This is a genomic window from Erwinia sp. (genome assembly GCF_049696395.1).
Lineage (GTDB): Bacteria > Pseudomonadota > Gammaproteobacteria > Enterobacterales > Enterobacteriaceae > Erwinia.
In genome coordinates, this window is record NZ_JBAVTT010000009.1 from 1 (window position 1) to 26,865 (window position 26,865).

At 55.2% G+C, this 26,865-nt stretch carries 27 protein-coding genes and 1 pseudogene; 12 read left to right on the forward strand and 16 right to left on the reverse strand.

Features of this window, described 5'->3' with window-relative positions:
- The 3 genes and pseudogenes from WCC56_RS01000 to WCC56_RS01010 form a co-directional block, all read left to right on the forward strand.
- Positions 1-105: pseudogene (locus tag WCC56_RS01000) on the forward strand (ABC transporter ATP-binding protein); the annotation flags it as partial.
- Positions 106-118: 13 nt separating this feature from the next.
- On the forward strand, positions 119-859 hold the full coding sequence (locus tag WCC56_RS01005; protein ID WP_424690577.1) for an ABC transporter ATP-binding protein: 741 nt from the start codon (positions 119-121) through the stop codon (positions 857-859).
- Complete coding sequence (locus tag WCC56_RS01010; protein ID WP_424690578.1) at positions 856-2,355, forward strand: serine hydrolase domain-containing protein; 1,500 nt, start codon at positions 856-858, stop codon at positions 2,353-2,355. The genes WCC56_RS01005 and WCC56_RS01010 overlap by 4 nt, the downstream gene beginning before the upstream one ends.
- 153 nt (positions 2,356-2,508) lie before the next feature.
- Here WCC56_RS01010 and WCC56_RS01015 read toward each other — a convergent pair whose 3' ends face one another.
- The 9 genes from WCC56_RS01015 to dgcN all read right to left on the reverse strand — a co-directional run bounded on the left by WCC56_RS01015 (position 2,509) and on the right by dgcN (position 12,315).
- Positions 2,509-2,958 carry a helix-turn-helix domain-containing protein gene (locus WCC56_RS01015; RefSeq protein ID WP_424690579.1) on the reverse strand — a complete coding sequence of 150 codons (450 nt, stop codon included), beginning with the start codon at positions 2,956-2,958 and terminating at the stop codon, positions 2,509-2,511.
- Positions 2,959-3,089: 131 nt separating this feature from the next.
- Positions 3,090-3,911, reverse strand: coding sequence for a M55 family metallopeptidase (locus WCC56_RS01020; RefSeq protein WP_424690580.1), 822 nt, complete (start codon positions 3,909-3,911; stop codon positions 3,090-3,092).
- Positions 3,912-3,921: 10 nt separating this feature from the next.
- Entirely contained in the window at positions 3,922-4,968 is a 1,047-nt protein-coding gene (locus tag WCC56_RS01025) for a P1 family peptidase (RefSeq protein ID WP_424690581.1), read from the reverse strand.
- A gap of 4 nt (positions 4,969-4,972) precedes the next feature.
- Positions 4,973-5,872: an ABC transporter permease subunit gene (locus WCC56_RS01030; RefSeq protein WP_424690582.1), complete on the reverse strand. Its 900-nt coding sequence runs from the start codon at positions 5,870-5,872 to the stop codon at positions 4,973-4,975.
- The gene (locus WCC56_RS01035) at positions 5,869-6,801 is read right to left on the reverse strand and encodes an ABC transporter permease (protein ID WP_424690583.1); all 933 of its coding nucleotides are present in this window, start codon (positions 6,799-6,801) and stop codon (positions 5,869-5,871) included. The genes WCC56_RS01030 and WCC56_RS01035 overlap by 4 nt, the downstream gene beginning before the upstream one ends.
- Positions 6,802-6,870: 69 nt before the next feature.
- Positions 6,871-8,412 carry a glutathione ABC transporter substrate-binding protein gene (locus WCC56_RS01040; protein ID WP_424690584.1) on the reverse strand — a complete coding sequence of 514 codons (1,542 nt, stop codon included), beginning with the start codon at positions 8,410-8,412 and terminating at the stop codon, positions 6,871-6,873.
- Positions 8,413-8,445: 33 nt separating this feature from the next.
- Positions 8,446-10,317, reverse strand: a complete 1,872-nt coding sequence (locus tag WCC56_RS01045; RefSeq protein WP_424690585.1) for a dipeptide ABC transporter ATP-binding protein — start codon at positions 10,315-10,317, stop codon at positions 8,446-8,448.
- Between the two features lie 22 nt (positions 10,318-10,339).
- On the reverse strand, positions 10,340-11,305 hold the full coding sequence (dgcA, locus tag WCC56_RS01050; protein ID WP_424690625.1) for an N-acetyl-D-Glu racemase DgcA: 966 nt from the start codon (positions 11,303-11,305) through the stop codon (positions 10,340-10,342).
- Positions 11,306-11,307: 2 nt separating this feature from the next.
- The gene (dgcN, locus tag WCC56_RS01055; RefSeq protein WP_424690586.1) at positions 11,308-12,315 is read right to left on the reverse strand and encodes an N-acetyltransferase DgcN; all 1,008 of its coding nucleotides are present in this window, start codon (positions 12,313-12,315) and stop codon (positions 11,308-11,310) included.
- 323 nt (positions 12,316-12,638) lie between these two features.
- On the opposite strand from dgcN, the gene WCC56_RS01060 reads away from it, so the two are divergent.
- Entirely contained in the window at positions 12,639-14,753 is a 2,115-nt protein-coding gene (locus WCC56_RS01060; protein ID WP_424690587.1) for a TonB-dependent receptor, read from the forward strand.
- 10 nt (positions 14,754-14,763) lie between these two features.
- Positions 14,764-15,786, forward strand: a complete 1,023-nt coding sequence (locus WCC56_RS01065; protein ID WP_424690588.1) for an ABC transporter substrate-binding protein — start codon at positions 14,764-14,766, stop codon at positions 15,784-15,786.
- A gap of 73 nt (positions 15,787-15,859) precedes the next feature.
- On the opposite strand, the gene WCC56_RS01070 is transcribed toward WCC56_RS01065, so the two are convergent.
- On the reverse strand, positions 15,860-16,273 hold the full coding sequence (locus tag WCC56_RS01070; RefSeq protein ID WP_424690589.1) for a type II toxin-antitoxin system HicB family antitoxin: 414 nt from the start codon (positions 16,271-16,273) through the stop codon (positions 15,860-15,862).
- Positions 16,274-16,329: 56 nt separating this feature from the next.
- Complete coding sequence (locus WCC56_RS01075) at positions 16,330-16,539, reverse strand: type II toxin-antitoxin system HicA family toxin (RefSeq protein ID WP_424690590.1); 210 nt, start codon at positions 16,537-16,539, stop codon at positions 16,330-16,332.
- Positions 16,540-16,877: 338 nt separating this feature from the next.
- Between WCC56_RS01075 and WCC56_RS01080 the strand changes: the two genes are divergently transcribed.
- Positions 16,878-17,129, forward strand: coding sequence for a hypothetical protein (locus WCC56_RS01080; RefSeq protein WP_424690591.1), 252 nt, complete (start codon positions 16,878-16,880; stop codon positions 17,127-17,129).
- Here the strand turns inward: WCC56_RS01080 and WCC56_RS01085 are convergent.
- Positions 17,126-18,136, reverse strand: coding sequence for an alpha/beta fold hydrolase (locus tag WCC56_RS01085; RefSeq protein ID WP_424690592.1), 1,011 nt, complete (start codon positions 18,134-18,136; stop codon positions 17,126-17,128). The genes WCC56_RS01080 and WCC56_RS01085 overlap by 4 nt on opposite strands.
- Before the next feature lie 336 nt (positions 18,137-18,472).
- On the opposite strand from WCC56_RS01085, the gene WCC56_RS01090 reads away from it, so the two are divergent.
- The 6 genes from WCC56_RS01090 (at position 18,473) to WCC56_RS01115 (ending at position 24,248) form a co-directional block, all read left to right on the forward strand.
- Positions 18,473-20,062, forward strand: coding sequence for an MFS transporter (locus WCC56_RS01090; RefSeq protein ID WP_424690593.1), 1,590 nt, complete (start codon positions 18,473-18,475; stop codon positions 20,060-20,062).
- 18 nt (positions 20,063-20,080) lie between these two features.
- On the forward strand, positions 20,081-21,220 hold the full coding sequence (locus tag WCC56_RS01095; RefSeq protein WP_424690594.1) for a glycoside hydrolase family 88/105 protein: 1,140 nt from the start codon (positions 20,081-20,083) through the stop codon (positions 21,218-21,220).
- Between the two features lie 15 nt (positions 21,221-21,235).
- Positions 21,236-21,997, forward strand: a complete 762-nt coding sequence (gene kduD / locus WCC56_RS01100; protein WP_424690595.1) for a 2-dehydro-3-deoxy-D-gluconate 5-dehydrogenase KduD — start codon at positions 21,236-21,238, stop codon at positions 21,995-21,997.
- A gap of 46 nt (positions 21,998-22,043) precedes the next feature.
- Positions 22,044-22,685, forward strand: coding sequence for an RpiB/LacA/LacB family sugar-phosphate isomerase (locus WCC56_RS01105; protein WP_424690596.1), 642 nt, complete (start codon positions 22,044-22,046; stop codon positions 22,683-22,685).
- A 217-nt stretch (positions 22,686-22,902) separates the two neighbouring features.
- A complete protein-coding gene (gene uilS, locus WCC56_RS01110; protein ID WP_424690597.1) occupies positions 22,903-23,763 on the forward strand; it encodes a UilS family quorum-quenching N-acyl-homoserine lactonase in 861 nt (286 codons plus the stop codon).
- A 140-nt stretch (positions 23,764-23,903) separates the two neighbouring features.
- Positions 23,904-24,248, forward strand: a complete 345-nt coding sequence (locus WCC56_RS01115) for a hypothetical protein (protein WP_424690598.1) — start codon at positions 23,904-23,906, stop codon at positions 24,246-24,248.
- A 91-nt stretch (positions 24,249-24,339) separates the two neighbouring features.
- Here WCC56_RS01115 and WCC56_RS01120 read toward each other — a convergent pair whose 3' ends face one another.
- The 4 genes from WCC56_RS01120 to mntP form a co-directional block, all read right to left on the reverse strand.
- Positions 24,340-24,639, reverse strand: a complete 300-nt coding sequence (locus WCC56_RS01120) for a chaperone modulator CbpM (protein WP_424690626.1) — start codon at positions 24,637-24,639, stop codon at positions 24,340-24,342.
- The gene (gene cbpA / locus WCC56_RS01125) at positions 24,639-25,583 is read right to left on the reverse strand and encodes a curved DNA-binding protein (RefSeq protein WP_424690599.1); all 945 of its coding nucleotides are present in this window, start codon (positions 25,581-25,583) and stop codon (positions 24,639-24,641) included. Before cbpA ends, WCC56_RS01120 begins: the two co-directional genes overlap by 1 nt.
- A gap of 438 nt (positions 25,584-26,021) precedes the next feature.
- The gene (azuC, locus tag WCC56_RS01130; protein WP_424690627.1) at positions 26,022-26,099 is read right to left on the reverse strand and encodes a stress response protein AzuC; all 78 of its coding nucleotides are present in this window, start codon (positions 26,097-26,099) and stop codon (positions 26,022-26,024) included.
- A 185-nt stretch (positions 26,100-26,284) separates the two neighbouring features.
- On the reverse strand, positions 26,285-26,854 hold the full coding sequence (mntP, locus tag WCC56_RS01135) for a manganese efflux pump MntP (protein ID WP_424690600.1): 570 nt from the start codon (positions 26,852-26,854) through the stop codon (positions 26,285-26,287).
- Positions 26,855-26,865: the final 11 nt, after the last annotated feature.

Here is a 26,865-nt window from a genome sequence, read left to right on the forward strand (position 1 = left end):
CAGCATCCGTACACCAAAGGTCTGCTGGCCTGTCTGCCTTCGCTTCGTCATCCGCGAGATCGTCTGCCAGTGATGCAGCGTGAAGCCTCGTGGCGGGAAGAGTGATCAAGGAAAATCTATGATTGAAATTAAAGACTTACGCATCGCTTTTGGGTCGCAGGACGTGGTGAAAGGCGTGTCATTCGACGTAGCTAACGGCGCAAGCTTCGGCATCGTTGGCGAAAGTGGCTCAGGCAAATCCACCATCCTGCGCGCGCTGGCCGGACTGAACAATGACTGGCGTGGCGAGATGAAATTTGGCGGCATGGCGCTGTCCGCAAACCGTGGTCGCAACTTTTTCCGCCAGGTGCAGATGGTGTTTCAGGATCCTTACGGATCGCTGCATCCTCGTCAGACTATCGATCGTATCCTGCATGAACCGCTGCTGATCCACCGGATCGATCGTGCTGAACAGCGCATCGCTCAGGCTTTGTCTGACGTTGGCCTGCCTGCTGGCGTGCGTTTTCGTTTTCCTCATCAGCTTTCTGGCGGTCAGCGCCAGCGTGTGGCGATTGCCCGAGCGCTGATTGCGGAGCCGGAAGTGCTGCTGCTGGATGAACCCACCTCGGCGCTGGACGTATCGGTGCAGGCGGAAATTCTGAATCTGCTCAGTGATTTGCGGGAAGAACGCAAACTCACCTACATTATGGTGACGCACAATCTGGCGGTGGTCACTCACCTTTGTGCGCACATCGGGGTGATGCAACAGGGCCAAATGGTGGAGAGGTTGAGCGCAAACGATCTGCGCGCACGCCGTATTCAGCACCCGCATACCCTGCAACTGTTTGATTTGAGTATGACGCTGGAGGAACCGGCATGACGCTTAACTGGCAGCAGGCGAAAAAGGTCGCTGATGAGATTACCGCAGGCTGGGGACAACCCGGCGCTCCGGGCGGTGCCATAGCGCTGTTCGACAGCGAAACACTACACAGTATCAGCACAGGTGGCCTGGCCGATCTGGCGCAGAACCACGCGTTCAGCAGCGAGACCGTGGTGCGCTATGCTTCCGTCACTAAACACATTTTTGCCTCTCTGGTTACCGGTGCTGCCAGCCAGCATCTGAGCCTGGAAGATAAACTGGTACAGCATCTGCCCCAGCTGACCGGTGAGAATGGCCAGGTCACGGTAGGTCGCGCGCTGGATATGACCTCAGGCCTGCCGGACGTGCGTGAAACTCTTTCCCTGCTTGGTCTGTCCGTTTACAACGCCACCAGCGCCGCCTCGTTACTGGATTTTCTGGCTGAGATGGGCGACCTGAGTTATCCGCAAGGCAGTGAAGTCTCTTACTCCAATACCGGCTATCGCCTGGTGGAAGAGGCGCTGAAGGCCAAAGGCGTGCTGTTCTCAGAGCTGATCAGCGAGCAGATTAACCAGCCGCTGGGCACCAGGTTTACCGCACCGGAAACCTGGTTCGATATCGTGCCTGGCCTGGTTCCGGGCTACTGGCAGCACAATAAACAGTGGCTGCTCGCCAGCGCAGGACTGCATCTTTCGGCCTCCGGTTGTCTTACCGGCAGCGTGACCGACCTCAGCCAGTGGCTTCAGCATTTATTGAGTGAAGAAAAGACCCTGACCAGACTGTCTGCGCCGCGTCAGCTCGCTGATGGTCGGGTTACAGGCTACGGTCTGGGCCTGACGCACTCGTCTGTTGGCATGACGAAGCTGGTCGGTCATGGCGGCTCTCACGCGGGTTATAAAAGCTATTTCCTGCTCGATCCGCAGCAAAAAGTGGGGCTGGCTCTGGTTGCCAACCGCGAAGATGTTGCCAGCTTCGATTCGGCGCTGGCCATCATGTCTGCACTGCTTGGGGAATCTTTGCCACAACGCGGCCACAGCCTGACGCCAGGAATGTATGTAGCGGAAGAAGGCAGTGACTGGCTCGAAGTGAATGCCGACAGCATTAACTGGCTGGGGAATGCGGAGAATTTGTATCACAGCGATATGCCTGGTGAAGCCGTGTCGCTATCCAGCACTTTCCCGGTCCGTCTGCGTCAACAAGGCAGCGTGATCAGCGGTGAAATTGGCCTTGCCGCCCGCCAGTTTGTGCCAGTGGAAGCGGACAGCGCCACATTGGCTGCCGTGCAGGGACGCTGGAGCATTCCGGCCATGCGCAGCGAACTGACTATCAGCGGTGAAAAGATGGTGATGGGCATCGGGCCAGCCGCCATTCACGCCACGCTGGTTCCGCTCGGCAAAGGTCGCCTGCTCGCCACCGCACAGGATGGTTTGTGGCAGAAACGCTTTGCGGTGCAGTTTGACGACGATAGCCTGAAATTAGTGCTTAATCGCAGTCGGGTGGTGAAGTACTGGCGGTAATATTTTGACTGGGTGCCTGACTATCATGGCACTCAGTGGCAGACTGACAGAACATTTCAATGATCTCTTCCTGATACAGTTCATTAAAATTGTCAGGGGCTGAACATTGCCCTCGCATAAAACCGAGACGAGTTTTTACGTCATTGGCAGTCTTCATTGCGTATCTTCACTGTCGATAAATGCCGAAACGGGGATGTTGAAGCGGACTGACAGCGCTCGCATATGTTCCAACGTCAACACGCGCTGCCCGTTCATGATCATACTCACTAATGAACGACTGCCAATTTCGTGCCGAAAACTACTTTGATTAAGCCCATATTGATCCATCAACGTCCTGAGCATGGCTAATTCACGCGGAATGGCTGCTATGCGGGCGTTAAACTCAGCAAATTCTGCAGCCGTATCTTCATAACTTGCAATTCTCGTCGCCAGCAGGTCAATCAACGGGCTGTCATCATTGTGCTCGAGTAAATATTCAACCAGTTTCAGGGCTTCTTTATAATCGGCCTGACCAGGATTCGCCCCCAGAAAAGGCACGGCGTTCACCAGGATTTCGGTCGCATGGATCACTTGTTGATATTTAACGGCTTGAGCGGCTCTCATTTTGGGTTCCTCCGGTAATACTCGGTCAGTCTGTCGAACTCTTTATGTCCTGGAGGAAACAGTACTCTCTTTGAAGGATGTTCACAATAGGTGAACAAACTTGGTTATACTTTGACTTCCGGTCAGGCTGTTCAGTTCTGCGTCGTCGCCAGATAAGAGAAAGCGCTGAGCAGGCTGACAATCGTCGCCATCTCTGGTGCGGTATAACTTACCGTCACGGCATCCAGCCGTTCTACGCCGGGGATCAGGCAGAACAGATCGCCCAGCAGCGGTTTTGCCACCATCAGTTCCAGCGTATAAGGCGCGGCAAGGCGCGTGGTGCTGACTTTCCTGGCGCGTTTTACCGCCTGTTCTGCGGCCTGTCGGATCGCCGTGCGGGCGTGCTCCGGGCTGAGTGACTCCGCGCAGGTTTGCGAAATCGCCCGTTTCACGCAGACGTAATCTACCGAGGGATAGTAATCCGTTATCCACTGCTGCAAGGTGTCGTCTCCCGTCACCAGCCACAGCGGTGAATCTTGTTCTGCACCCGCCGCGGCATAGATATCGCTTTCCCCCATCACTTCACCGTTGATTTTCACCCGGTAAAACGCCCGGCCATTGATGGTGTGCGCCAGCACGCCAAACTCACCGGCGGCGCTGTGAAAACCGACGAACATCATGCCGTCGTAAGGCTGATGCTGCAGCCCTTCCACCATCGATAACCCACGAGGTTTACCCTGTACCAGACGCGCTCTTGGGTCGATATTCTCAGCCCGTAAATTGGTCATCTGTGCATGACTGTCGGCCACCACAACTTCTGTAGCGCCGCCAGCAAAGGCGCCGTCGATGGCGGCATTCACTTCCTGCTCCATCAATCCCCGAGCCAGCTGATATTCGGCGTGGCCCGGGCTGCACTGCTCCGGACGCATCACGCCAGCGATGCCTTCAATATCGGCGGAGATAAAAATTTTCATCGTGAATTCCTTAATTGAGGGCCAGCCGGTCCAGCAACTCGCTTAACGCAGGGCGATGATGCCCACGGAAGCCGGTCACTGCTTCGGCACTTAACAGCGCATCGAGAACGGCATGTTCCGTGGCATCTGCGGCGGCGGATAAAAGCGGTTCAAGAGAGGACTCTTCTGGCGGCTGCGGGATAGCCGTGGTGGAGAAGGCAACGGCGATGTCACCAGAACCGTGGCCCCAGTAGCTGCCCAGCCTGCCCAACCCGGCACCGGCGCGTTTGGCAATGCGCTTCAACTGTCGCGCATCCAGCGGCGCATCGGTCGCCATAATAATGATGATGGAACCGGCATCCCGTTGCGGTGTCAGCTCCGGCAGTAAGGGTTCAATCGCCTCGCCCATTCTGACGCCGTCCAGCGTCAGCGCGGTTAAGGCGCCAAAGTTGGCCAGCACCAGCACGCCCAATGTCGCGTTAAGTGCAGGGATCACTCGTGAAGCTGTGCCAATTCCGCCTTTCATGCTGAAGCAGCTCATTCCTCGCCCGGCACCGACGCTGCCACGGCTAAAGTCAGCCGCCGCAGAACGCAGCGCCTGCTGCGCCATCTCTTCCGTCACGGCCAGCGCCTGAATATCATTCAGCCAGCCGTCATTGCACTCCAGCGCCAGCGGATTCACCGTAGGCAGTGAACGCCCCAGTTCTGGATTTTGACCGATCGCCTCACGCACCAGCGTGGTAAACAGCGTGCCGACAGCCAGGGTATTGCTCAGCAGGATCGGCGTTTGCAGCACGCCCAGTTCTTCAATCTGCACCAGTCCAACCGGCTTAGCGAAGCCATTCAGCACGGCGGCTCCACAAGGCAGCGGGTGAGTGAAAAGGTTACCGCCCGGCGGAACAATCGCCGTCACGCCGGTCTGACGTTCGCCCTCATCCAGCGTGGCGTGACCCACCCGAACGCCAGGCACATCGCTCAGGCTGTTGCTGGCACCACAAGTGCCGCGGGGGTTGCCTAACTGACGGGTTTCACGCCAGCGTTGCAATAACAGCTCAAGCGCTGCCTGCCGGTAATCCATCAGCTTACCCTTTCAGTTTCGGATCTAAGGTGTCGCGCAGCGCATCACCCAACAGGTTAAACGCCAGCACGGTAATAAAAATCGCCAGACCCGGGAACACGCTGACGTGCCACTCTCCGGCCATCATCATATTGCGGCTCATCGCCAGAATATTGCCCCACTCCGGCACGTCCGGCTCCGGACCAAGGCCGATAAAGCTCAGTCCGGCAGCCGTCAGAATACTGGTGCCGATGCGCATGGTGAAATAGACAATCACGTTGGACAGCGTGCCTGGCAGAATATGGCGAAGCAGGATCACCCGGTCGGGCGCACCGGCACAACGTACCGCTTCCACATAAGCGGCCTGCTTCAAAGAGAGCGTGGAAGCACGCACGATTCGGGCAAAAACCGGTACGCTAAACACCGCCACAGCAATAATGACGTTATTTAAGCCTGGGCCTAAAATCGCCACCACCGCAATTGCCAGCAGCATGCCAGGGAAGGCAAACAGCACGTCGGAACCGCGCATAATCAGCATATCAACCCAGCGGCCGTAATAGCCCGCCAGCAGTCCCAGCACTATGCCAACCACCATGCCTAAAGTGACGGAAAGTACGCCAACATACAGCGAGATGCGCGCACCATAGATAATACGGCTAAGTACATCGCGCCCCAAATCATCGGTGCCCATCCAGTGCGCAGTTGAAGGCGGTGCCGAGAGCGCCATCCAGTCTGGCGCCATCGGATCCCACGGCGCAATCCACGGGGCAAAGACCGCCACAATCACCAGCAGCAGGATAAACCCGCCAGACACCAGCGCCAGCGGATTACGCATCAGGTTCTGAATAAAATCATGCCACGGCGAGCGGAGCGTGCTGTTCTCCAGCACGTTTTGCGCGATGGCCGCTTCGGTTGTTGGCTTCATGCAGGCTCCTGACGCAGACGGATTGCCGGGTTAACGACCGCATAAAGCAGATCCACCAGCAGATTGATCACAATGAATTCAAAGACAAACAGCATCACCAGCGCCTGAATGACCGGCTGATCCTGCGTTTTGATCGACTCGATCAGCAACCAGCCAAGACCCGGCCAGCTGAAGACACTTTCCACCACGATCGATCCGCCCAGCAGAAAACCAAACTGTAAGCCAAGCATAGTGATCACCGGGATCAACGCATTGCGCATCACATGCTTCCACGTGACCAGCCGGTTACGCAGTCCTTTGGCCTTCGCGGTGCGAACGTAGTCTTCCTGTGCCACTTCAAGGAAGGCCGAACGGGTAAAGCGCGCCATGACGGCGGCCACCGAAGAGCCCAGCGTAATAGCGGGCAGAATAATGTCGCTCGGCTGGTTAAAGCCACTGACGGAGAACAGGCCGAACGGCATGGCAACAAACTGGATCAACAGCAGCCCCAGCCAGAAAGGCGGCATCGAAATCCCCCCCACTGCCAGGCTCATCAGCGTCCAGTCCTGCCATTTCCCGCGTTTCAGGGCGGAAATCACCCCGATAATCAGCCCCAACAGCACTGACCAGGCAAACCCAGCAAGCGCCAGCCACATCGTCGGCATAAAGCCCTGAGCAATCACTTCTGTCACCGGCTGTTGCGTGCGGTATGTCACGCCGAGGTCGCCCTTCACTAAACCGCCCAGCCAGTGGAGATACTGCTGTGGCAGCGGATCGTTCAGACCTAAATGCTGTCGTGCCGCCTCGACCGCCTCGATTGGCGCATCGGGACCGGCATAGATTCGCGCCGGATCGCCCGGCAGCAATTTGATAAACGCAAACACTAACAGAGAGACCACCAGCAACACCGGGATCATTTCCAGTAAACGTCGGACAAGATAAGCAAACATAGGCGATTTCCTGGTTAAGTCGGGTGTACCAGCAGCACAGGCGGGATCGCTCCCGCCACAGACTAAGGATTAATGAAACTCAGCCTGATCGAACAGGAACGAGCCGTCTGCCAGCATTGAAACGCCGGTCAGGTTCTTCTTCTTGCCGACCAGGTTATCTGGCGAGCCGAGGAAAGCGATCGGCGCATCTTTCCAGATGATTTTCTGCGCCTGGGCGTAAGCCGCCGCGCGCTTAGCCGGATCGGCCGTTTGCAGCGCGGCAGCAATGGCTTTGTCCGCTTCCGGATTGCTGTAGTAAGAGACGTTATAGGATGTCGGCACCCAGGATTCGGTAGCAAACAACGGACGCAGCGCCCAGTCAGCATCGCCTGTTGAAGTAGACCAGCCGCCGTAGTAAAGGTCGAATTCGGCCTGCTTCGGATCCTTCACGCCCCACAGTTTGGCGTTACGCGCACCGGAGTCCATTGGCGTTACCGTGACACGAATACCGACAGCGCCAAGCTGCTGCTTGAGGAACTGCGCAGCGCGAACGCTGGCGGTGGCGTTGGTTACCCACAGCTTGAGATCCAGACCATTAGCGAATCCGGCTTCTTTTAACAGGGCTTTGGCTTTTTCCGGGTTGTAGCGGTAATCCGGATCGCTCTGTTTGGCGTAGAACTGCACGGCAGGAGGAATGGCTGAGGTAGCCGGTTTGCCCATGCCGGCATAAGCCACTTTCAGCCAGATCTCCCGGTTGATGGCATAGTTGATAGCCTGACGCACGCGCACATCGGCCAGCGATTTATGTTGGGTGTTAATCGCCATATAGTAGAGGTAGATACTTTCATCGCGCTGCACAGCCAGTTTGCTGTCGCCTTCCACGGTTTTAATCAGGTCAGAAGGCAACGGATAAATAGCATCAACCTGGCCAGACTTCAGCGCGGCTACGCGAGTGGAGTCTTCAGGACTTGGCGTGATGTAAACGTTATCGACCTTCGGCCAGCCTTTCTGCCAGTAACCGTCAAACTTGCTCAGCTTGACCTCTTTACCCGGCTGCCAGCTGACAAATTTGAACGGGCCAGTGCCGGTAGGGTGCAGGCGCAACTGGGCTTCTTCCGGGTACTGCTTCAGCACGGTTGGGCTCCACATCACCGCTGAAGGGTGTGCAAGGGTGTTGATAAAGGCACCAAATGACTGATTCAGATCGATTTTGACCTGCGTTGGAGAGACCACGGTAACCGTTTTAATCATTTTATACAGGCTGTTACGCTTCAGACCTTTAGTCTGGTCGGCCAGCCTCTCAAGGTTAGCTTTTACCGCTTCTGCATCAAACGGCGTGCCGTCCTGGAAGGTCACGCCCTTGCGCAGGTTCAAAGTAAACTCGGTGGCGTCAGCGTTGCTGGTGTAATCCGTAGCCAGCCACGGCACCAGCTTCATTTTGCTGTCGAACTGGAACAGGCGCTCAAAGATCCCTGCCTGTACCGAATAGCTGGCGTTGTCCGAGGTGTCATGCGGATCAAGGCCAGTGATATCTACATAAGCGGAAATCCGCAGGTCCTGTGCCTGAGCGATGCCCGCCAGACACAGTGACAGCCCAAGGGCGACGGCAGAACGACGTAAACACGGCTTCATGGTGTCTCTCCAGATTGGTAAGTGAAATAAGCGCTAACGGTGCATGTCCCCTTCGGCCACCCAGTGATGCGGGGCAACCTGGCGGTAACGAAGTTTTGCCACTTCTTCCCCGGCTTTACGCAGCGGCGAAGGAATTTCGCCATCATCCAGTTCGCGCACGGTGCGGCGGGCAGGATCGGCCACCGGCACCGACGCCAGCAGACGACGAGTGTAAGGATGCTGAGGGTCGGTAAATACGGCATGACGCGGGCCGATTTCCACAATCTGGCCAAGGTACATAACCGCTACGCGGTTGGCGATGCGCTCAACCACAGCCATATCGTGCGAGATAAAAATCCAGGCAACGCCGGTCTCTTTTTGCAGGTCCATCATCAGGTTAACCACCTGCGCCTGAATGGAGACGTCTAGCGCGGAGACCGCTTCATCAGCAATAATGACCTGGGGCTGAAGCGCCATCGCGCGAGCAATCGCAATACGCTGACGCTGGCCGCCGGAAAATTCATGCGGATAGCGGCGGGCATGCTCTGGCAATAAACCTACGCTCTTCAGTAATGACTGGACCTGTGGCGTGGCTTCTTCCAGTGATTTCACCAGCCCATGCAGCAACAGCGGTTCGGCAATGGTGAACCCCACGGTAAGACGCGGATTTAACGAGGCGTAAGGATCCTGAAAGACCATCTGAATTTCCCGGCGCAGCGCATGAAACGCCTGCTCTTTCATCAGGCTGATCTCTTCGCCCCGGAAATGAATACTTTCAGACTCGCTGGAGACTAAGCGCAACAATGCCCGTCCGGTGGTGGATTTACCGCAGCCGCTTTCGCCGACTATCGCCAGCGTTTCGCCCGGCCAGACGCAAAAATCAATCTGTTCAACAGCATGGACGCGGTGAGTCAGCGCCGAAAACAGTCCGCTGCGGATCGGGTAGTAGACTTTCAGCCCGCGCACATCCAGCAGCGGCTTCTGCTCATAACGCGCGGTAATCTGTACGCCTTCATCCTCATCCTGCTCTTCACCGAGCAACGGGAAGCGTTGCGGCCAGCGGCTGGCTTTCATATCACCCAAACGGGGGACGGCCGCCAGCAGCGCCTTGGTATAACTGTGTTTCGGCGCGGCAAAGATCTGCTCCACGCTGCCCTGTTCCACCACTTCTCCGCGGTACATCACCACCACGCGGTCGGCAATTTCCGCCACCACGCCCATATCGTGGGTGATAAACAGCACCGCCATATCGCTTTGCTGTTGCAGGTCACGCAGGATTTGCAGGATGCGAGCCTGAACGGTCACGTCCAGCGCGGTGGTGGGTTCGTCGGCAATCAGCAGTTGCGGATCGCAGGCCAGCGCCTGAGCAATCATCACGCGTTGGCGCATGCCGCCGGAGAGGGAATGAGGATGGCTTTTCATCACCCTATCGATATCCGCAATACGCACTTTGCGCAGCAGTTCACGGGCTTTGGCATTGGCGGTTTTGCTGTCGCACAACTGGTGATCCCGCAGGGCCTCCGTCAGCTGATCGCCCACCCGAAGGACCGGGTTAAGCGAGGTCATTGGCTCCTGGAAGATCATCGCCATATCGCGACCGCGCAGCTTGCGGCGCTCTTCGGTGCTCATGCTCAGTAACGGGTGTTTCACGCCGCTGCGTGGGCTGAAGTGGATAGCGCCGCGCTCAACAGAAGCGGACGCTGTCAGCAAGCCCATCACCGCCAGAGAAGTGACCGATTTCCCCGAGCCACTTTCGCCCACTACCGCAACAATTTCGCCCTTATTAATGGTGAAGGAGACGCCTTTCAGCGCAAGGTTTTTCCCGGAGCGCCCGCTAAAGCTGACGCTCAAATCCTCAACCTGTAGCACAGGTGAAGAGGTGCCGGATCCGGTGGCGGTAGGTTCTGAGTGAATACGTTCCGTCATCGTAGCTCCGGTGGTAACTGGCTTACAGCCAGATACGACCCTGGTTATATGAGAGATAAGGGGAGCTGTCCGCCGCGAGCCAGATCGGCCCGTCCAGATCAACATGTTCTGCCGAGACGGCGACCGGCAAGGCGGCTTCCATCGCCAGCGATGAGCCCAACATACAGCCCACCATCAGCCGCAGCTTGTGACTCCTGGCCTCTTCGACCATCGCCAGCGCTTCGGTCAGGCCGCCGCATTTATCGAGTTTGATGTTGATCATCTCGTAGCGGTTACGCAGCCCGGCGATATCGCCAACGTGATGGCAGCTTTCATCAGCGCAGACCGGGATAAGATGATCAAAACGTTGCAGATCGGCGTCTTTACCGGCTGGCAAAGGCTGCTCGATCATCGCGATATTGAAGTGAGTCAATGCCGTGAACAGGCTGTTCAGGTCCAGCCCGCTCCAGGCTTCATTGGCATCAATAATCAGGGTGGCTTCCGGTGCTGCAGCGCGGATCGCGGCCACTTTTTCCAAAATCAGATCGCGATTAAGTTTAATTTTCAGCAGAATAGCGCCACGAGAGACGGCATCCGCCGCAGCGGCCGCCATCATCTCCACGCTGTCCAGGCTCAAGGTTTCAGCGGTGATCACCGTTGCCGGTGGCTGCGCATTTAAACGCTGCCACAAGGTTTGCCGGTTCAGTGCCGCTTCCAGCCGCCATAACGCGCAGTCCAGCGCGTTGCGGGCCGAGCCTGGCAGCAGGCGAGTCTGGAGTTCACTCAGCGTCAGGCCGTTTTCTACTTCGTCCTGGACCGCCGCCAGCTGCGCAGTCACGCTTTCAGCACTTTCGTGATAATGGGCGGTTGGCGTGCATTCACCCCGCCCGATAAAACCCTGCTGCTCCAGCGTAACCCGGACCACCGTCACCGCCGTTCTGGTGCCGCGTGCAATGGCGAACGGGCGAGCCAGCGGCAGTTCAACCACTTCAACCTGCATCCGGCGCATCATCAGCCCCGCTCTTTCAGCAGTGCAGCAATCTCCGCGATACCAAAGCGCACCGGATCGGTGGCTGGCACACCAAACTCTTCACTGATCTGCTGGCAGTAGTCGCGGGCTTCCTGCTCGCTGTAGTTGGAGGTGTTGATGGCAAAACCGGCCAGCTGAACGCTGTCGCTGGTGACACTGGCCGCGCGCACGTTGGCTTCCACGCAATCGGCCAGGCTGACCATCGGCTGATGCGGCAGGTGGCGCATATGCGGACGGTGCATTTCGTGGCACATCACCAGCCACTGTGGCTGTGCACCATGAATCAGACCCATGCTGACGCCAGCATAAGAAGGATGGAAAAGAGAACCCTGACCTTCAACGATATCCCAGTGATCGGCTTCATTGGCTGGAGACAGCGCTTCGGCTGCGCCAGCAATAAAGTCGGCAATCACGGCATCAACCGCAATGCCTTCTCCGGCAATCAGGATCCCGGTCTGGCCGGTCGCGCGGAAGTCAGCCTTCAGGCCAATCTCATGCAGGGCAGATTCCAGCGCCAGCGAGGTGTACATTTTGCCCACTGAGCAGTCGGTGCCAACCGTCAGCACGCGTTTGCCGCTGCGTTTTTTGCCGCTGCCCACCTCCAGTTTTGGACGCATATGCCGGATGTCGAACAGCTCAACGCCCTGCTCTTTTGCCAACGCCACCAACTCTTCGTTATCCACCAGGCGGTAATGCAGGCCGCTTGCCACATTCAGTCCGGCTTTGATCGCGCCACGGACGGTATCCAGCCAGTGCTCAGGCAGATACCCTCCGGCATTGGCCGTTCCGAGAACCAGCGTTTTGGCACCGGCTGTGACGGCCGCTTCAATGGTCAGGTCGTCCAGGCCCAGAGAGACGGTGCAGCCCGGCAGACGGATCTGCCCAACGCACTGCTCTGGTCGCCAGACGTGAATGCCACGCGCAGTTTTAGCGGCCAGCGGATCGGTAACATCGCCAAGGAATAACAAATAGGGTTGAGGGATCAGCATCAGGAGTTTCTCTTATCAGGTTGCAGGGTTTGCCTGAGAAGACTATTTCACTCTTATGACAGCCGGGATAATGCTTGTTTATTGCTGGGGTATAGCCGGAAGTTATGGCGAGGAGACAGCAAAATAATGTGATGTGAGTCACATGAAAATCATTAGCATGCTTTGCTTTTCAGCGCGCTGTCAGCAGCATCCACCGAAGTTTACGGCAAGCCGATCGTTATATACGAATAAATATAACGGTATGCTACCCTCTGCGCTCTTTCACCGCATTCCCGCACAGGTGGCCGCCCGAGCCGCTACGCATCGTAAGGCAGACTAAAAAAATGGCAGTGGTAACCCCTTCTTTTAAGACGAGTGCGCTTGGCGTCACGATCTTTTTCGCATTGCAGGCCCAGGCTGCAACCCAGGATAAAACGCTGACGGTCAACGCCGCAGCCCCGGCCAGCGACGTTGCGGCTCCGGATAAACAGGCGACGATCGGTAACCTGGGTAAACAAGAGATCCGTAATACGCCCTATTCCGTTCAGGTTATCTCCCCGTCGCTGATGAAGCGCCAGCAGTCTAAGAGCCTGAGCGATATTTATCGCTATATGCCTTCCGTGCAGGGTGATGGCGCGCGCCCGCAGACTCGAGGTCTGCAGGGAAGCGTGGTGCAGAACTCGATGATTGATGGGCTGAATGTGGTGTCCACGACCGACTACGCCGCCGAACAGTTCGACCATCTTGAAGTACTGAACGGGCTGGCGGGCTCGCTTTATGGCCCGGCCAATCCGGCTGGCTTGTTCAATTTTGTCGCTAAACGTCCGACGGATATCGCCCAGCACAGCCTGACCTTCGGCGCAGGGACTGGCCTGAGTCATCTTATTTCTGGTGACTTCAGTGGCCCGCTGGATGAGAACGATCGTCTGCGATATCGCGCAAACTTCCTTGATGATGAAGGTAACGGTTACGTTAGCGGCAGCAAAAAACGCCGTCAGCTATTCAGTCTGGCGCTGGATGCCAATCTGACAGACAAAACCGTGCTGGAAACGAACTTCAGCTATTACCATTACTACGCTAAAGGCCTGCCGGGAAAATTTGCCATGGGCAGCGGGCTCTCATTCCCTTCCGCGCCGAACCCGAAAACGGCCCATCTCGGCCAGTCTTATGCCGGTGACAATAACCACACGCTAACCGCCAGCCTGCATCTGAAACACGATTTTGACGGCAACTGGCAGGGTGAAGTGGGCGTGCTGCGCCAGATTGCAGACCGCGAATCGACCGGTGTGACCAACACGTTTACTGACAACGCCGGGCATTACACCACCACCACCTCGTCAGCAACCGCTAGCCGCTTCACCATCAACAGTTACATGGCGAACCTGAACGGAGAAATGGAGACGGGCTGGTTGCATCACCAGATTTCTACCGGTATTCGCGGGTTTGTCTGGAAGAATGAAAACCCGATCAACGGGGGCACCTCAACGCTGGGTAGCGCCTCCCTTGACGATCCGCAGTCTTACGCTGAGCCAGACTATCCTGACTTCACTCATCGTTACCATTCGGCAACCGCTACACAGCAGGCCTTATTACTGAGCGATACGCTAACGTTTTCCCCGCAATGGAGCCTACTGCTGGCGGGGAGCCAGAGCTTCCTTAGCTCGGCGAATTACGCCAAAACCGGCAGCCGCACCAGCGAATCGAATGACAGCGGTTTCAGCGGTTCTGCCAGCCTGATGTACAAGCCAGTGGATCCGCTGACGCTTTACGTCACCTATGCCGACAGCCTGCAACAGGGCGATACTGCGCCTACTGGTTCCACTAACGCGGGCAATATTCTGGCGCCTTACCGCAGCAAGCAGGTGGAAGTTGGCAGCAAACTGGCGGTGGGCAAGCTGTTGCTGACCGCGGCTCTGTTCCAGATCGATCGTCCGTTTGCTTATACCTCGACCAGCGGCGAATACGGTGTGGATGGCAACCAGCGCAACCGAGGCCTGGAGCTGATGGCCGATGGCGATCTGACCGACAATCTGCACCTGTATGGCGGCATGACCTGGCTCGATCCGCGCCTGCGCGATACCGCCAGCGCAACTACCGAGGACAAACAGATTGTTGGCCTGGCACGTTACACCGCCAGCCTGTTTGCCGCTTACGATTTGCCGTTCTTCAGCGGTACCGATATCCATGGCGGTATGCATTACGTGGGTCGTCGCAGTACCGATAATACCAACGACAGTTGGGTAGGCAGTTACGCGACCTTCGATGCCGGAACCCGTTATAAAACGCGTTTGTTCAATACCGACACCACGTTCCGGCTGGATATGACCAACCTGACCAATCGCCATTACTGGACTAACATCGTGCCGGGTGGCCTGAACGGCTACAGCGGCGCGGGATATGCCAGTGCCCAGATCGGTGAACCGCGAATGGTGCAGGTTTCCATGCAACTGAATTTCTGATGAGGTCCTGATGAGAATACGCCTGATCCTGCTACCACTGCTGGCGGCATTGAACCTGACAACCTTCAGCCAGTCAGCACTGGCCCGCACCGTGACGGATGATGCTGGCAATCAGGTGGCTGTTCCTGCACAGGCAACCCGTATTGCCGATGGCTGGTATGCGCACCATTCATTGCTGATGACATTGGGTGCGGGCGACCGGATTGTGGCGACGGTTAATCACGCCAAAGACCGGCCCTGGATGTTTAAAATTCAGCCGTCGCTCAATCAGGCGCTCTCCGTGCATGGCCGCAGTTTTGAGAGCGAAGCCCTGCTGACACGCAAAGTGGATGCGGTGTTTGTCGCGGCGGAAGACGGCGATGCAGCGTCCTACCGCCAGGCTGGCCTGCCAACGCTGGTGATGGGCTTTGACGATTTCCCGTCAATGAAACGGTCGCTGCTTACCACGGCGGAAGTTGTCGGAACGGATAAAGCGCGCCAGCGAGCGAAGGAGTACAACACCTATCTGGATCGGCAGATTGCCGCCATTCAGGCCAGAACTGCCGGACTGAAACCTGACCAGCGCCCAAGCGTGCTGCATATTGAGTCGCTGCATCCGTTAAAAGTGGATGGCAGCGAGACGTTAATTGATACCTGGATCAAGCTGGCTGGCGGCCGAAATGCCGCGGCTGAAGTGAAGGGCAACATGAAGGAGACCTCGCCGGAGAACGTGCTGTTCTGGCAGCCGGATATCATCATCATGGGTGCCGGTGCTGGCACGCTTGCTGACTCCGACTACGCCTCATTATTCAGCAGCCTGAAGGCGGTAAAAAACCATCAGGTCTGGCAAAACCCGGCCGGGGTTTTCCCGTGGGATCGCTACGGAACAGAGGCCGCTCTGCAAATTCAGTGGGCAGCGAAGCTTCTGCATCCGGCGTTATTTAAAGAGCTGGACATGGTGAAAACCACCCAGGATTTCTACCAGCGGTTCTTTGATTACCCGTTAACAGCCGATCAGGCTGGCAGAATATTACAGGCGTTGGGGCCTGAGTAAAGCTGTCAGAGACGTTGTTGGGACAAAAATAGCCCGTATTTAGCGGGCAAGATCGTTGTCAGTAGAGGCTTCTTTAGCGGTGTACCACTTTTTGCAGTTCGCGACGGGCAAGCTCTGCAATAAACCCGCTGCGCGAAGTGTATTCACTGTTGAATTCAACATAGCTATCAATTTTATATAAGAGATTTTGCGGTAAGGTAATATTCAATTTAACGGCCTTACCGTCATATTTGGATAAATCTACGTCAACAAAAGCCCAATATCCACCTGCACAGGATTCATTTTCTAAATGTGCAGCAACCTCTTTAGCCTCCGGTAAGGCGTCGCCTTTTTCGGCCAGGTACTCCAAATGGGTATCTATAGCGCTGTATGCATCAGCGATAGCTTCATCAATAGAGTTACCAGCAAAGTAACAGCCGACAATATCAGGAAAAAAGCCGGAGAAACTACCGCTCTCAGCTCTGTGGAGATAGATCGGAAATTTCATGTTGTTCACCTATATCTTTGATTGCGTAAAAGGGCGCGCAGAGCACGCCGCTTTGGTTACATATTTTTGAGAATGTCGTGAAGTGTCCCTCTCGCGACGTCTTTCTCAGGGTGAGGCAGCGTTATATGGTGCGCCTTTTCCACTTTAACGAAGACGTGATGGCTTCCTTTCACTCTGTCTAAAACCCATCCGTTTTGTTTCAACAGTGTCATGAGCTCCCGGCTACTCAATAAAAATCTCCCTTTTCTATCAGCGCCTGAAATCATACCCACCAGTAACCACTACGTCAAGGTAATGGTGGTTACTGGTGGGTATAGTTTATTAGCCTGCGACCGTAAAGCGTTCCAGTAACACAGCATGAATGCTGATCTTCGCTACGCCATATGCACGTTTTTTTTCACCAACAGACCGGGCTTTGTTCCGCTCCTTTTCAACAAAGGAGCCCTGCAGCTAATCATAATACAGTCCCGATGTTGCAAGCATTGTCACCGGCGAATTCGATCATGCCTGTGTCGCATATCAGCCTTGTAGCGTTCGCATTTTCCCCCGGGCTATCTATGATTTTATAAACCACTTTTGCACTTTTTTTTCTGGGGAAACTGAGATGAAAATGACTGGACTTATCGCTCTGCTGGCGCTGACATTCTCCGGTACAGCCTGTTCGCAACTCTCGCAACTGCCTTTGGTGCCGCCCAAGCAAGATATGATCGCCACCCCCGTTGCTGCAAGATGCGATGTCAGCCTCTGCCAGCAAAAGTGCTACGTGCAGGACAGCCAGTGTCAACGTAACGATGACAGCGGGTGCTCTTCGCAAATGCAGGCCTGTCTGCAAGCCTGCACCTCGCAGTGCCGTTAAGGCTGATGCAGGTTTTTGATCAGCGCCTGATTAAACTTCGCGGGCTCTTCCATCTGTGGCGCGTGCCCCATTCCCGGGAACTCGATCAGCGTTGAGTGCGGGATTAAAGCAGCCACCTGCTTGCCCAGTTCATTGTACTGCCCGATTTTCGCTTTCACCTCTGGCGGCGCAATATCGCTGCCTATCGCGGTGGTGTCTGACGTGCCAATCATCAACGTGGTCGGCATTTTCAGATCCTTAAACTCGTAGTAAACCGGCTGAGTGAAAATCATGTCGTACAGCAGCGCCGAGTTCCAGGCGACACTCTTTTTGCCCGGCCCGTTATTTAATCCGGCCAGCATCGTCACCCAACGATCGTACTCCGGCTTCCAGCGGCCAACATAATAGGTGTTCAGCTCATACTTTTTGATGCTGGCTGCAGAAGTTTTCAGCTCACGCTGATACCAGTCATCCACGCTGCGCCACGGCACGCCCTTCGCTTTCCAGTCTTCCAGGCCTATCGGATTCACCAGCACCAGCTTCTGCACTTCCTGTGGGTACATCAAGGCAAAACGGGTTGCCAGCATTCCGCCGGTCGAATGGCCCACCAGCGTCACTTTGTCGATATGCAGCTTGTTCAGCAGGTTTTCCGTGTTCAGCGCCAGCTGCTGGAAGCTGTACTGATAATGGGCGGGTTTGCTGGAGGTACAAAACCCAATCTGATCCGGTGCAATCACCCGGTAACCCGCGTGGCTTAACGCTTCTATCGAATCCTGCCAGGTCACGCCACAAAAGTTTTTGCCGTGCATCAGTACCGCCGTGCGGCCGTTAGCCGTGCCTTTTGGCTTCACGTCAATGTAACCCATGCTTAAAGGCTGGCCCTGAGAGGTGAAGTCGAATTTCTGCACAGGATAGGGGATATCAAACCCCTGCAGTTCCGGCCCATATTTCGGCGTGGTCTCCGCCGCAGAGGCAGAGAAAACGGTCACAAGGCTGGAAAGAACCAGACCACGAAAGATGTCAGACACAAGTTTGATCCTTATAAAATGCGCAAAAGAAGAAGAGAAAATCAGCATAAACAAGGATTAACCATAGTGGATAAAAAAGTCGCTTAGCGGAGGTGACGCGTAAAGAAGCGCAAAGAAGCCAAAACGCGGAAAAAAGGAACAAGTGAGACTGCAATTCAATAAAAATGAAACGGCATTTTATTAAATTGGTGAGATCGGTGTCCGGTTTCTTCTTCTCACTGTCATAAAACGGCCACTCCTGGCAAAATCGCAAAGGTTTTCCGATCGCGCTGGTTTTAAGTTAGCTCATCCCCGACATCAGCCGGGCATGTAAGTTGGCTAATCAGGATGGGCACTATGACAATACGTAAACCAGGAACGCTAAATTATTTAGCCTATGGGTCAGGTGATTTCCTCGGCGCAGGCACCATGGCGCTAACCTCTGCCTGGCTGCTCTATTTCTACACCACCTTCTGCGGGCTAAGCCCGATTGAAGCAACCTCCATTTTTGCCATGGCCAGAGTGCTGGACGCCGTGGTCAGCCCATTGATGGGTTATCTGACCGACCATTTCGGCTCGACCTGGCTGGGCAAACGCTTTGGTCGCCGCAAATTCTTTATCCTCACCGGCATTCCGTTGGTCTTCACCTACAGCCTGATGTGGGTAGGCGATATGACTTACGTCTACTACCTGATGACCTATCTGGTGTTTGAAGTGGTCTACACCTCGATTCTGGTGCCTTACGAAACCTTAGTACCGGAAATGACCGATGATTTTAAAGAGAAAACCAAATTCTCTGGGGCGCGAATTGCGCTGGCGCAGCTGTCAGCCATTCTGGCCGCTTTCCTGCCGGGCCTGCTGCTGAGCTACTTCGGCAAAGACAACGTCATCTCCTTCTTCTATTCAAGCCTGGTGTTCTCGGTGATCTGCGCCATCGTGTTGACGCTGGTGTGGTTTAACACCTGGGAACGACCGGCTGAGAAAAAATCCGCCGCCGCGCTGGAAGCCGAACAGCAGAAACTGACGCTGGGACAAAGCCTGTCACGGCTGAAGATTGAACTGACCTCAACGCTTCGGGTGCGCATTTTCCGCCAGCATCTTGGTATGTATCTCGGCGGCTATATCGCGCAGGACGTGTTTAATGCGGTGTTCACTTATTACGTGGTGTTCGTGCTGATGCAAAGCGCCAGCATGGCCTCCAACCTGATGGGCGCCATGGCCATCATGCAGTTTATCGCCGTGATGGGCATGATCCCGCTGTGCATCCGTTTTGGCCCGGCTCCTTCTTATCGCATCGTCGTGGTGCTGTTCGGGCTGAGCGCCCTCTCCTACGGCGTGCTGTATTACACCGGCCTGAGCGACGTGTTCTCTCTGCTGCTGCTGGTTTCGGCGCTTGCCGGGCTGGGTCGTGGCGGCATTAACTACGTGCCGTGGAATATCTATACCTACATTTCGGACGTGGACGAAGTGATCACCGGGCAACGCCGTGAAGGGATCTTCGCCGGGATTATGACCCTGACCCGCAAAGCCTCCCAGGCTGGCGCGGTGATGTTGGTCGGCATTCTGATGCAGCTTTCCGGGTTTGTGACCGGAAGCAGTGCACAAACGTCGACGGTCAGCCACGCCATTCTGGCGATCCTTTGCGGCGGCACGCTGGTCATGCTGTGTATCGGCTTCTTTATCTCGCTGCGCTTTAAGCTGAACCTGGCAACGCATCAGACGCTGCGTGAAGAGACCGAGAAAATGCGGGCGGCAGGCAATGTGGTGCCGGGCAATATCACGCCTCAGGCACGGGCTACTGTCGAGATGCTGGCCGGACTGCCGTATGAAGCGCTGTGGGGCAACAACAATATTGGCTACCTCAACCGCAATAAACCGGCCGTAGCACCGCTGCCCGATACGCCTCTGGTGGAACCTGTCGCCAGTCAGTTAACCCGTCATCCCTGAACCTGAGAGGACAAAAATATGTTGGTTTATCCCGTAAAGCACAGCGAACTGCTCCGCCAGCCGGACCGCTTTATCTCCAGCAAGGAGTTACATCAGCTGATCAATAAGTTGGTGGATAACCTGGTGAACATTACTGATGACTCCGGCGAGTTCCTGTTAAGACTGGATGACGGACGGGTCATTGACACCAAAGGCTGGGCCGGATGGGAGTGGACGCACGGCATTGGGCTGTACGGTATCCATCAATATTACCGCCAGACCGGCGATGACCGTCTGCGGGCGATCGTTGATGACTGGTTCAGCGACCGCTTTGCCGAAGGCTCTACCACGCGGAACGTCAATACGGTTTGCCCGTTCCTGACGCTGGCTTATCGCTATGAAGAGAGCAAAGACCCGCGCTGGCTGCCTTATCTCGAAAGCTGGGCCGACTGGATTATGCACAAGATGCCGCGTACCGACTGCGGTGGCCTGCAACACATTACGCTGGCCGAAGAGAATCACCAGCAGCTGTGGGACGACACGCTGATGATGACCGTGCTGCCGCTGGCGAAAATTGGCAAGCTGCTGAACCGCCCGGAGTACATCGAAGAAGCGAAATACCAGTTTATGGTGCATACCCAGCATCTGATGGATCGCCAGAGCGGGCTATGGTTCCACGGCTGGACTTTTGACGGCCACCACAACTTTGCCAATGCCCGCTGGGCGCGGGGTAACAGCTGGCTGACGATTGTCATCCCGGAATTCCTTGAGCTGCTGGACCTGCCTGAGAAAGACGCTACCCGCCGTTATCTTCAGCAGGTTCTTGCCAGCCAGCTGGCTGCGCTGGAGAAATGCCAACATCAGAGCGGGCTGTGGCACACGCTGCTGGACGATCCGAACTCCTATCTTGAGGCCTCTGCTACCGCTGGCTTTGCCTTCGGCATGTTGAAAGCCGCACGCTGCCACTATGCCGATGACCGCTATATTGCCGTGGCAGAAAAGGCGCTGAAAGGACTGATTAAGCACATCAATGCTGAGGGTGAACTCACTCAGGTCTCTTTCGGCACCGCGATGGGTAAAGACCTTGATTACTATCGCCAGGTGCCGCTGACGTCGATGCCTTATGGCCAGGCGATGGCGATTTTATGCCTGGTGGAATACCTGCATGTCTATCTGTAGAAGAAGGAAAACAGCATGATCCTTAACGATTTTTCTCTGCACGGCAAGGTGGCTGTGGTCACCGGATGCAATACCGGCCTGGGGAAAAGCATGGCCGTAGGTCTGGCGCAAGCTGGTTGCGACATTGTGGCGATTAACCGCAGTGAACCCACAGATACCGCCACTGAAGTCACGGCATTGGGTCGACGTTTTCTGAGCCTGAAAGCCGATCTGGGCAAACAGGATCAGCTCTCTTCGCTGGTTGAACGTGCGGTGGGCGAGATGGGGCAGATCGATATTCTGGTCAACAATGCCGGGATTATCCGCCGTGAGGAAGCGCTGGACTTCAGCGAGCAAGACTGGGACGACGTGATGAATGTGAACATCAAGACGCTGTTCTTTTTGTCACAGCTTGTCGCCCGTCAGTTCGTTAAACAAGGCCGCGGCGGGAAAATCATTAATATCGCTTCCCTGCTCTCCTTCCAGGGTGGCATTCGGGTGCCTTCTTACACCGCGTCGAAAAGCGCAGTAATGGGCCTGACCCGCGAACTCGCCAATGAATGGGCGAAGCATGGCATCAACGTCAACGCGCTGGCGCCGGGCTATATCGCTACCAATAACACCCAGCAGTTACGCGATGACCAGACGCGCAACAAAGACATTCTTAACCGCATTCCGGCTGGGCGCTGGGGAGACGCTCAGGACCTGATGGGCCCGGTCGTTTTCCTCGCTTCCAAAGCTTCTGACTACGTTAACGGATACACCCTTGCGGTAGATGGCGGCTGGCTTGCACGCTAGTCCCTTCTACCTTTTTAAACGAATATGCCTTTAAACGGGAGTGAACATGAATATTGCACTGATGATGGAAAACAGCCAGGCGGGGAAAAATGCCCTGGTGTTAGCTCAGCTTGAAGCGGTAGCCGCAGACAACAAAGATGCTGTCTATAACGTGGGTATGCAGGACGATCAGGATCACCAACTGACCTACATTCACTTAGGGATCATGGCCAGTATCCTGTTGAATGCCAAAGCGGTGGACTTCGTTGTGACGGGTTGCGGCACGGGCCAGGGCGCGATGATGTCGCTGAACATCCACCCAGGCGTGGTGTGCGGTTACTGTATCGACCCGGCTGATGCCTTCCTGTTTGCTCAGATCAACAACGGCAACGCGTTGTCTTTACCTTTTGCCAAAGGCTTTGGTTGGGGAGCTGAGCTGAACGTCCGTTATATCTTTGAGAAGGCCTTCACCGGCCGCAAAGGCGAAGGATATCCTCTGGATCGTAAAGAGCCTCAGGTGCGTAACGCAGGCATTCTGAATCAGGTGAAAAGCGCGGTGATGAAGGAAAGCTACCTTGATACGCTGCGGGCTATCGATCCTGAACTGGTGAAAACCGCCGTTGGCGGCAAACGCTTCCAGCATTGTCTGTTTGAGCAGGGTAAAGACGCGGAGATTATCGCCTGGGTAAGAGAGCTTATTCAGTCCTGATAACGGCCTGAACCGCGGCTGGCCGGAACGGTCAGCTGCGTTATTCTCTCTCACCGACTGACCATAATTGATCTGCATCACCAAAAAGAACATTTAACGTTCTCCCCCCTGCCTTATCTCCCCTAAATCAGCCGTCATTTGCTACTTTAAACACGCATTAAAACATGAATGACTGGGACTAATTCTTTGTCCCTACTCTCTGCAACAAGGAGTTAGTATGCAAACCAAACGTTTTATTGTCCCTGGCGAAATCGCTGCCACCGTTTATTCCTCCGGGTGTTCCTCTTCCGCTCCAACCATTGTTCTCTGCCACGGCTTTTGCGGTATTCAGGCGATTTTGCTGCCACAATTTGCTCAAGCTTTTGCAGAGGCAGGTTTCACCGCTATCACCTTTGATTACCGGGGCTTTGGTGCCAGCGGCGGTGAACGGGGTCGTCTGGTTCCGGCAATGCAGATTGAAGATATCCTGAAGGTGGTTTCCTGGTGCCAGTCATTACCAGAGGTTGATGACCAGCGTATCGCTCTCTGGGGAACCTCTTTCGGTGGCTGCCATGTGATGGCTGCAGCAGCGAATAATCCAGATATTCGCTGTGTGGTGAGTCAGTTAGCCTTTGCCGATGGGGAAAAAATTGTTACCGGCAAAATGACTGTGGAAGAGAAAGAGGGCTTTATCAAAACCCTGAATAAAATGGCCGACAAGCAGGCTGCTACCGGTAAAGAGATGTTTGTTGCCATTACCCGCGTGCTGAACGATGAAGAATCAAAAGCCTTTTTCGACAGCCACAAAGTGGATTTCCCGGCAATGGATATCAAAATCCCCTTCCTCACCGTGCGTGAGACGCTGAATTACAAACCTGCCGAATCTGCAAAAAGTGTCATTTGCCCCACACTGGTTGTTGTTGCAGGTTGCGATACGGTCAATCCCCCAGAGCAAGCCTTGGCGCTATTTGATGCGGTTGGTGCCTCAGAGAAAAGGCTGCATATTGAAGAAGGGGCGAAACATTATGACCTGTACAACGGCCTACACTTCCAGAACGCCGTTAAGGAGCAGATAGGCTGGTTAACTCGCTGGTTATAAACGTCTAAAAGCCCGCAAAATACGTCAGTAATCGCAACCCTCAAGGGGATTATCCCCTTGAGGGGAAAGCTGAAACAGTTGCAATTCAAAGGCTGCCTGGTGGAAGATGCGTTAACTTCACCCTTTCACAAGGAGCAGGTATGAAAAAAGTAGTTATGCTGCTCGCCATTCTGGCAGCAACCGGCGCGGCGCATGCCGCAGACGACTCTGATGATCCGGCTCAGGGCTATATCGCGAATCTTTGTACTGTGGTTACCCAGGAAAAGACCAGTGAGTCCGTAGACAGCTACATTGCGAAGTTGAAAGCGCTGGACGCACGCGGTCAGTCTCCTTCCGCACAGGAGAAGCCAGAGTTTGATGAGGATGAAGCCAGAACCGTGATCGCGGCCTGGATGAACCTGAATGCAGACCAGAAAAATGAAGCTCGCCAGAATCAGCAAGCCTGCCAGAATGCCACGTTGGATGAGTATCAAAGCCAGGATTAAGGCGGCCATCAAGGCCGGGAAACCCCGGCCCTGAATAACGCTTACTGCCAGCGTTGCCGGAGAGCCGCTCTCAGCCTGGCGGCGCAGAGAGTCAAATCGTGTGCAGCATCCGCTCCAGCTGTCGCCTCAAATGCGCGTTCTCTTTCTCCAGATGTTCCACTTTCTCCATCAGCGTCAACGCCATAGCAATTCCCGCCCACTCCAGCTCAAGCTCACTCTGAAGTTGCCGTGCCTTGCGTAAACTGCGCAACGCGTGATAATCGAAAATCCAACTGGGCGTCGCTTCCACTGGCGTAATCACCCCGAGTCCCACCACTTCGGTCAGCTCTTCGGGGGAAATATCCACCGAGCGACAGATCTCAATCACGGTATAGCGAACATGTTCGGTCATCATGCGTTCTCCCATGCTGAGCGCGGCTCGAAGGCGGCCTTCTCCGCTAACTCACGCCACAGGGCAGCAGTTTGCTCGTCGGCTTTGCCCGGCATCACCACTTTCAGAATGGCATAGAGATCGCCGCTGCCTTTTTTGCTGACCAGGCCTTTGCCTTTGATCCTCATCCGCTGGCCGTTCTGGCTGCCAGCAGGAATAGTCAGCGCTATTTTCCCGGTTAATGTTGGCACCTGAATCGTGGCGCCCAGCGCGGCTTCCCATGGTGCAAGCGGCACCACAATCTGCAGATTCTGCCCATCCACTTCAAACAGCGGATGCGGAGCCACGCGGATCACCAGATACAGATCGCCGTTAGCCGCACCCTGGCTGCCTGCCACGCCCTGGCCTTTCAGGCGAATACGCTCACCATCCACTACGCCAGCCGGGATTTTCACCTTCAGGGTTTTCGCTATTTCATCCGTCTGGCGACCAAACTCATCCAGAACCGGCAGGGTGAAGGAGACGTTGCGGCTGTCGCCGGTTAGCGTCTCTTCGAGGAACATCGGCACTTCCATTTCCAAATCCTGACCTCTTCTTGGTGGATGACGTCTCGTCTGCCCCTGGAATCCCCCGCCCTGACGGCCAAAAATGGATTCGAAGAAGTCAGAATAGTCACCGGTATTACCCTGAGAATGTTGACTGAAGCCGCCACCAAAATCTGATGCGGACTGCGAGAAACGAGGATCGTCGCGGTGTAAGCGAAGATGATCGTATTCAGCCCGCTTGTCGCTGTCCTTCAGCACTTCGTAGGCTTCCGCCATCTCTTTAAACTTGGTTTCGGCATTCGCTTCGGTGCTGACATCGGGATGGTACTTTCGCGCCAGCCGACGATATGACGTTTTAATGGTGTTCAAATCTGCCGTAGGTTCAACCTCCAGCAGCGCGTAATAGTCTTTAAATTCCATCTATTAACACCTTCTTTTCATACAATTCTTTGAGACAAGTCGGGTTCAATCCGTCGAAAACAAGTGAGGCCAGATGACCTCACACTGAGCAGTAATAAGCTACTTGTTGAGTGTAAGGTGAATTCAGGTAATCAGGGGAAATAAATCAGACCATCCCGCCATTAGCACGATAACCCGGCCGTTTATCCAGCCACTTTGTGGTTTAACGTTGTCATGCTGAATTCCTCATCCGTTAGGATAGAGACAGATCACGGTGAAGAGAGTCGAATACGCAGGGAGTGGAACAGGAATAGAAAGGTTGCCCGGCCACGTATCAGAACGCTTCAGGGAGTTTGTCCGCGGGATTGAAGAGGTATTTAGGAGTGTGCAATAAAGAAGGAAGTGATAACCAACGGTCTGTCCCTGACCGAGGCTATCGAGGGTATCTGGCCGGAACCATTAAGACATGGCACCTGGCGGCACGTGTTTGAAGGCTTCAACATAGCTGTGCAACACGCGCTTAAATAATTTTTTCATTTGGATTACCTGATTCAACTTTTGTTAGTAAAACGCAAAAAAAGTATACAAGAAGCGCGTTTTTCAGGCAAATATATTTGAACCAGATCACAAAATTGATCTTTAACAGGCAAAGACAACCTTACACGAAAGCGAAACAAGCGGGCCGAAGCCCGCCGAAAGAAAGGGAGGAAAAGCGAGGTAAATCAGGCAAAAAGGTCTAAATGTTCCACCAGAATGCTGCTACCGATACCAATCAACACCACGCCACCAAAAATTTCCGCCCATTTCCCCATCACCGGGCCAAGGAAGCGACCGAGTAAAATCCCGGCAGAAGCCATCACCATGGTGGACGCGCCAATAGCCAGCGCAGTGGTCACAATGTCTACCTGCAGGAAAGCCAGACCAACGCCCACAGCCATAGCATCGAGGCTGGTAGCCACCGCAGTGGTGGCCAGCAGCATGAAGCTGTGGCTCTGGGGCGCTTCTTCAACCGACTCTTTTTTACGTAAGCCTTCCCAAATCATACGGGCGCCCAGCACAAACAACAGCGTAAAGGCGACCCAATGATCCCACTGCATGACATAACGACTGGCGGCAATCCCAATCGCCCACCCAATCAGCGGGGTCAGCGCTTCAATCACGCCAAAAATCAGGCCGGTGCGTAGCGCCTCTTTCACTGAAGGGCGATGCAGACTGGCACCTTTTCCGATGGCGGCAGCGAACGCATCCATCGACATGCCAAAGGCCAGAATCATTGTTGCGTACATGTTCATTGTGGTTATAC

What these genes read in the sequence shown, in the direction of transcription:
- WCC56_RS01120 (WP_424690626.1), bottom strand. Translation starts at nt 24,639, where the DNA reads ATGACCGAACATGTTCGCTATACCGTGATTGAGATCTGTCGCTCGGTG.
- WCC56_RS01065 (WP_424690588.1), top strand. Translation starts at nt 14,764, where the DNA reads ATGAGAATACGCCTGATCCTGCTACCACTGCTGGCGGCATTGAACCTG.
- WCC56_RS01090 (WP_424690593.1), top strand. Translation starts at nt 18,473, where the DNA reads ATGACAATACGTAAACCAGGAACGCTAAATTATTTAGCCTATGGGTCA.
- WCC56_RS01030 (WP_424690582.1), bottom strand. Translation starts at nt 5,872, where the DNA reads ATGAAGCCAACAACCGAAGCGGCCATCGCGCAAAACGTGCTGGAGAAC.
- WCC56_RS01040 (WP_424690584.1), bottom strand. Translation starts at nt 8,412, where the DNA reads ATGAAGCCGTGTTTACGTCGTTCTGCCGTCGCCCTTGGGCTGTCACTG.
- dgcN (WP_424690586.1), bottom strand. Translation starts at nt 12,315, where the DNA reads ATGCTGATCCCTCAACCCTATTTGTTATTCCTTGGCGATGTTACCGAT.
- cbpA (WP_424690599.1), bottom strand. Translation starts at nt 25,583, where the DNA reads ATGGAATTTAAAGACTATTACGCGCTGCTGGAGGTTGAACCTACGGCA.
- WCC56_RS01095 (WP_424690594.1), top strand. Translation starts at nt 20,081, where the DNA reads ATGTTGGTTTATCCCGTAAAGCACAGCGAACTGCTCCGCCAGCCGGAC.
- WCC56_RS01035 (WP_424690583.1), bottom strand. Translation starts at nt 6,801, where the DNA reads ATGTTTGCTTATCTTGTCCGACGTTTACTGGAAATGATCCCGGTGTTG.
- WCC56_RS01115 (WP_424690598.1), top strand. Translation starts at nt 23,904, where the DNA reads ATGAAAAAAGTAGTTATGCTGCTCGCCATTCTGGCAGCAACCGGCGCG.
- WCC56_RS01070 (WP_424690589.1), bottom strand. Translation starts at nt 16,273, where the DNA reads ATGAAATTTCCGATCTATCTCCACAGAGCTGAGAGCGGTAGTTTCTCC.
- WCC56_RS01005 (WP_424690577.1), top strand. Translation starts at nt 119, where the DNA reads ATGATTGAAATTAAAGACTTACGCATCGCTTTTGGGTCGCAGGACGTG.
- WCC56_RS01020 (WP_424690580.1), bottom strand. Translation starts at nt 3,911, where the DNA reads ATGAAAATTTTTATCTCCGCCGATATTGAAGGCATCGCTGGCGTGATG.
- WCC56_RS01105 (WP_424690596.1), top strand. Translation starts at nt 22,044, where the DNA reads ATGAATATTGCACTGATGATGGAAAACAGCCAGGCGGGGAAAAATGCC.
- WCC56_RS01060 (WP_424690587.1), top strand. Translation starts at nt 12,639, where the DNA reads ATGGCAGTGGTAACCCCTTCTTTTAAGACGAGTGCGCTTGGCGTCACG.
- azuC (WP_424690627.1), bottom strand. Translation starts at nt 26,099, where the DNA reads ATGAAAAAATTATTTAAGCGCGTGTTGCACAGCTATGTTGAAGCCTTC.
- WCC56_RS01010 (WP_424690578.1), top strand. Translation starts at nt 856, where the DNA reads ATGACGCTTAACTGGCAGCAGGCGAAAAAGGTCGCTGATGAGATTACC.
- WCC56_RS01080 (WP_424690591.1), top strand. Translation starts at nt 16,878, where the DNA reads ATGAAAATGACTGGACTTATCGCTCTGCTGGCGCTGACATTCTCCGGT.
- WCC56_RS01015 (WP_424690579.1), bottom strand. Translation starts at nt 2,958, where the DNA reads ATGAGAGCCGCTCAAGCCGTTAAATATCAACAAGTGATCCATGCGACC.
- WCC56_RS01025 (WP_424690581.1), bottom strand. Translation starts at nt 4,968, where the DNA reads ATGGATTACCGGCAGGCAGCGCTTGAGCTGTTATTGCAACGCTGGCGT.
- dgcA (WP_424690625.1), bottom strand. Translation starts at nt 11,305, where the DNA reads ATGCGCCGGATGCAGGTTGAAGTGGTTGAACTGCCGCTGGCTCGCCCG.
- uilS (WP_424690597.1), top strand. Translation starts at nt 22,903, where the DNA reads ATGCAAACCAAACGTTTTATTGTCCCTGGCGAAATCGCTGCCACCGTT.
- kduD (WP_424690595.1), top strand. Translation starts at nt 21,236, where the DNA reads ATGATCCTTAACGATTTTTCTCTGCACGGCAAGGTGGCTGTGGTCACC.
- WCC56_RS01045 (WP_424690585.1), bottom strand. Translation starts at nt 10,317, where the DNA reads ATGACGGAACGTATTCACTCAGAACCTACCGCCACCGGATCCGGCACC.
- mntP (WP_424690600.1), bottom strand. Translation starts at nt 26,854, where the DNA reads ATGAACATGTACGCAACAATGATTCTGGCCTTTGGCATGTCGATGGAT.
- WCC56_RS01075 (WP_424690590.1), bottom strand. Translation starts at nt 16,539, where the DNA reads ATGATTTCAGGCGCTGATAGAAAAGGGAGATTTTTATTGAGTAGCCGG.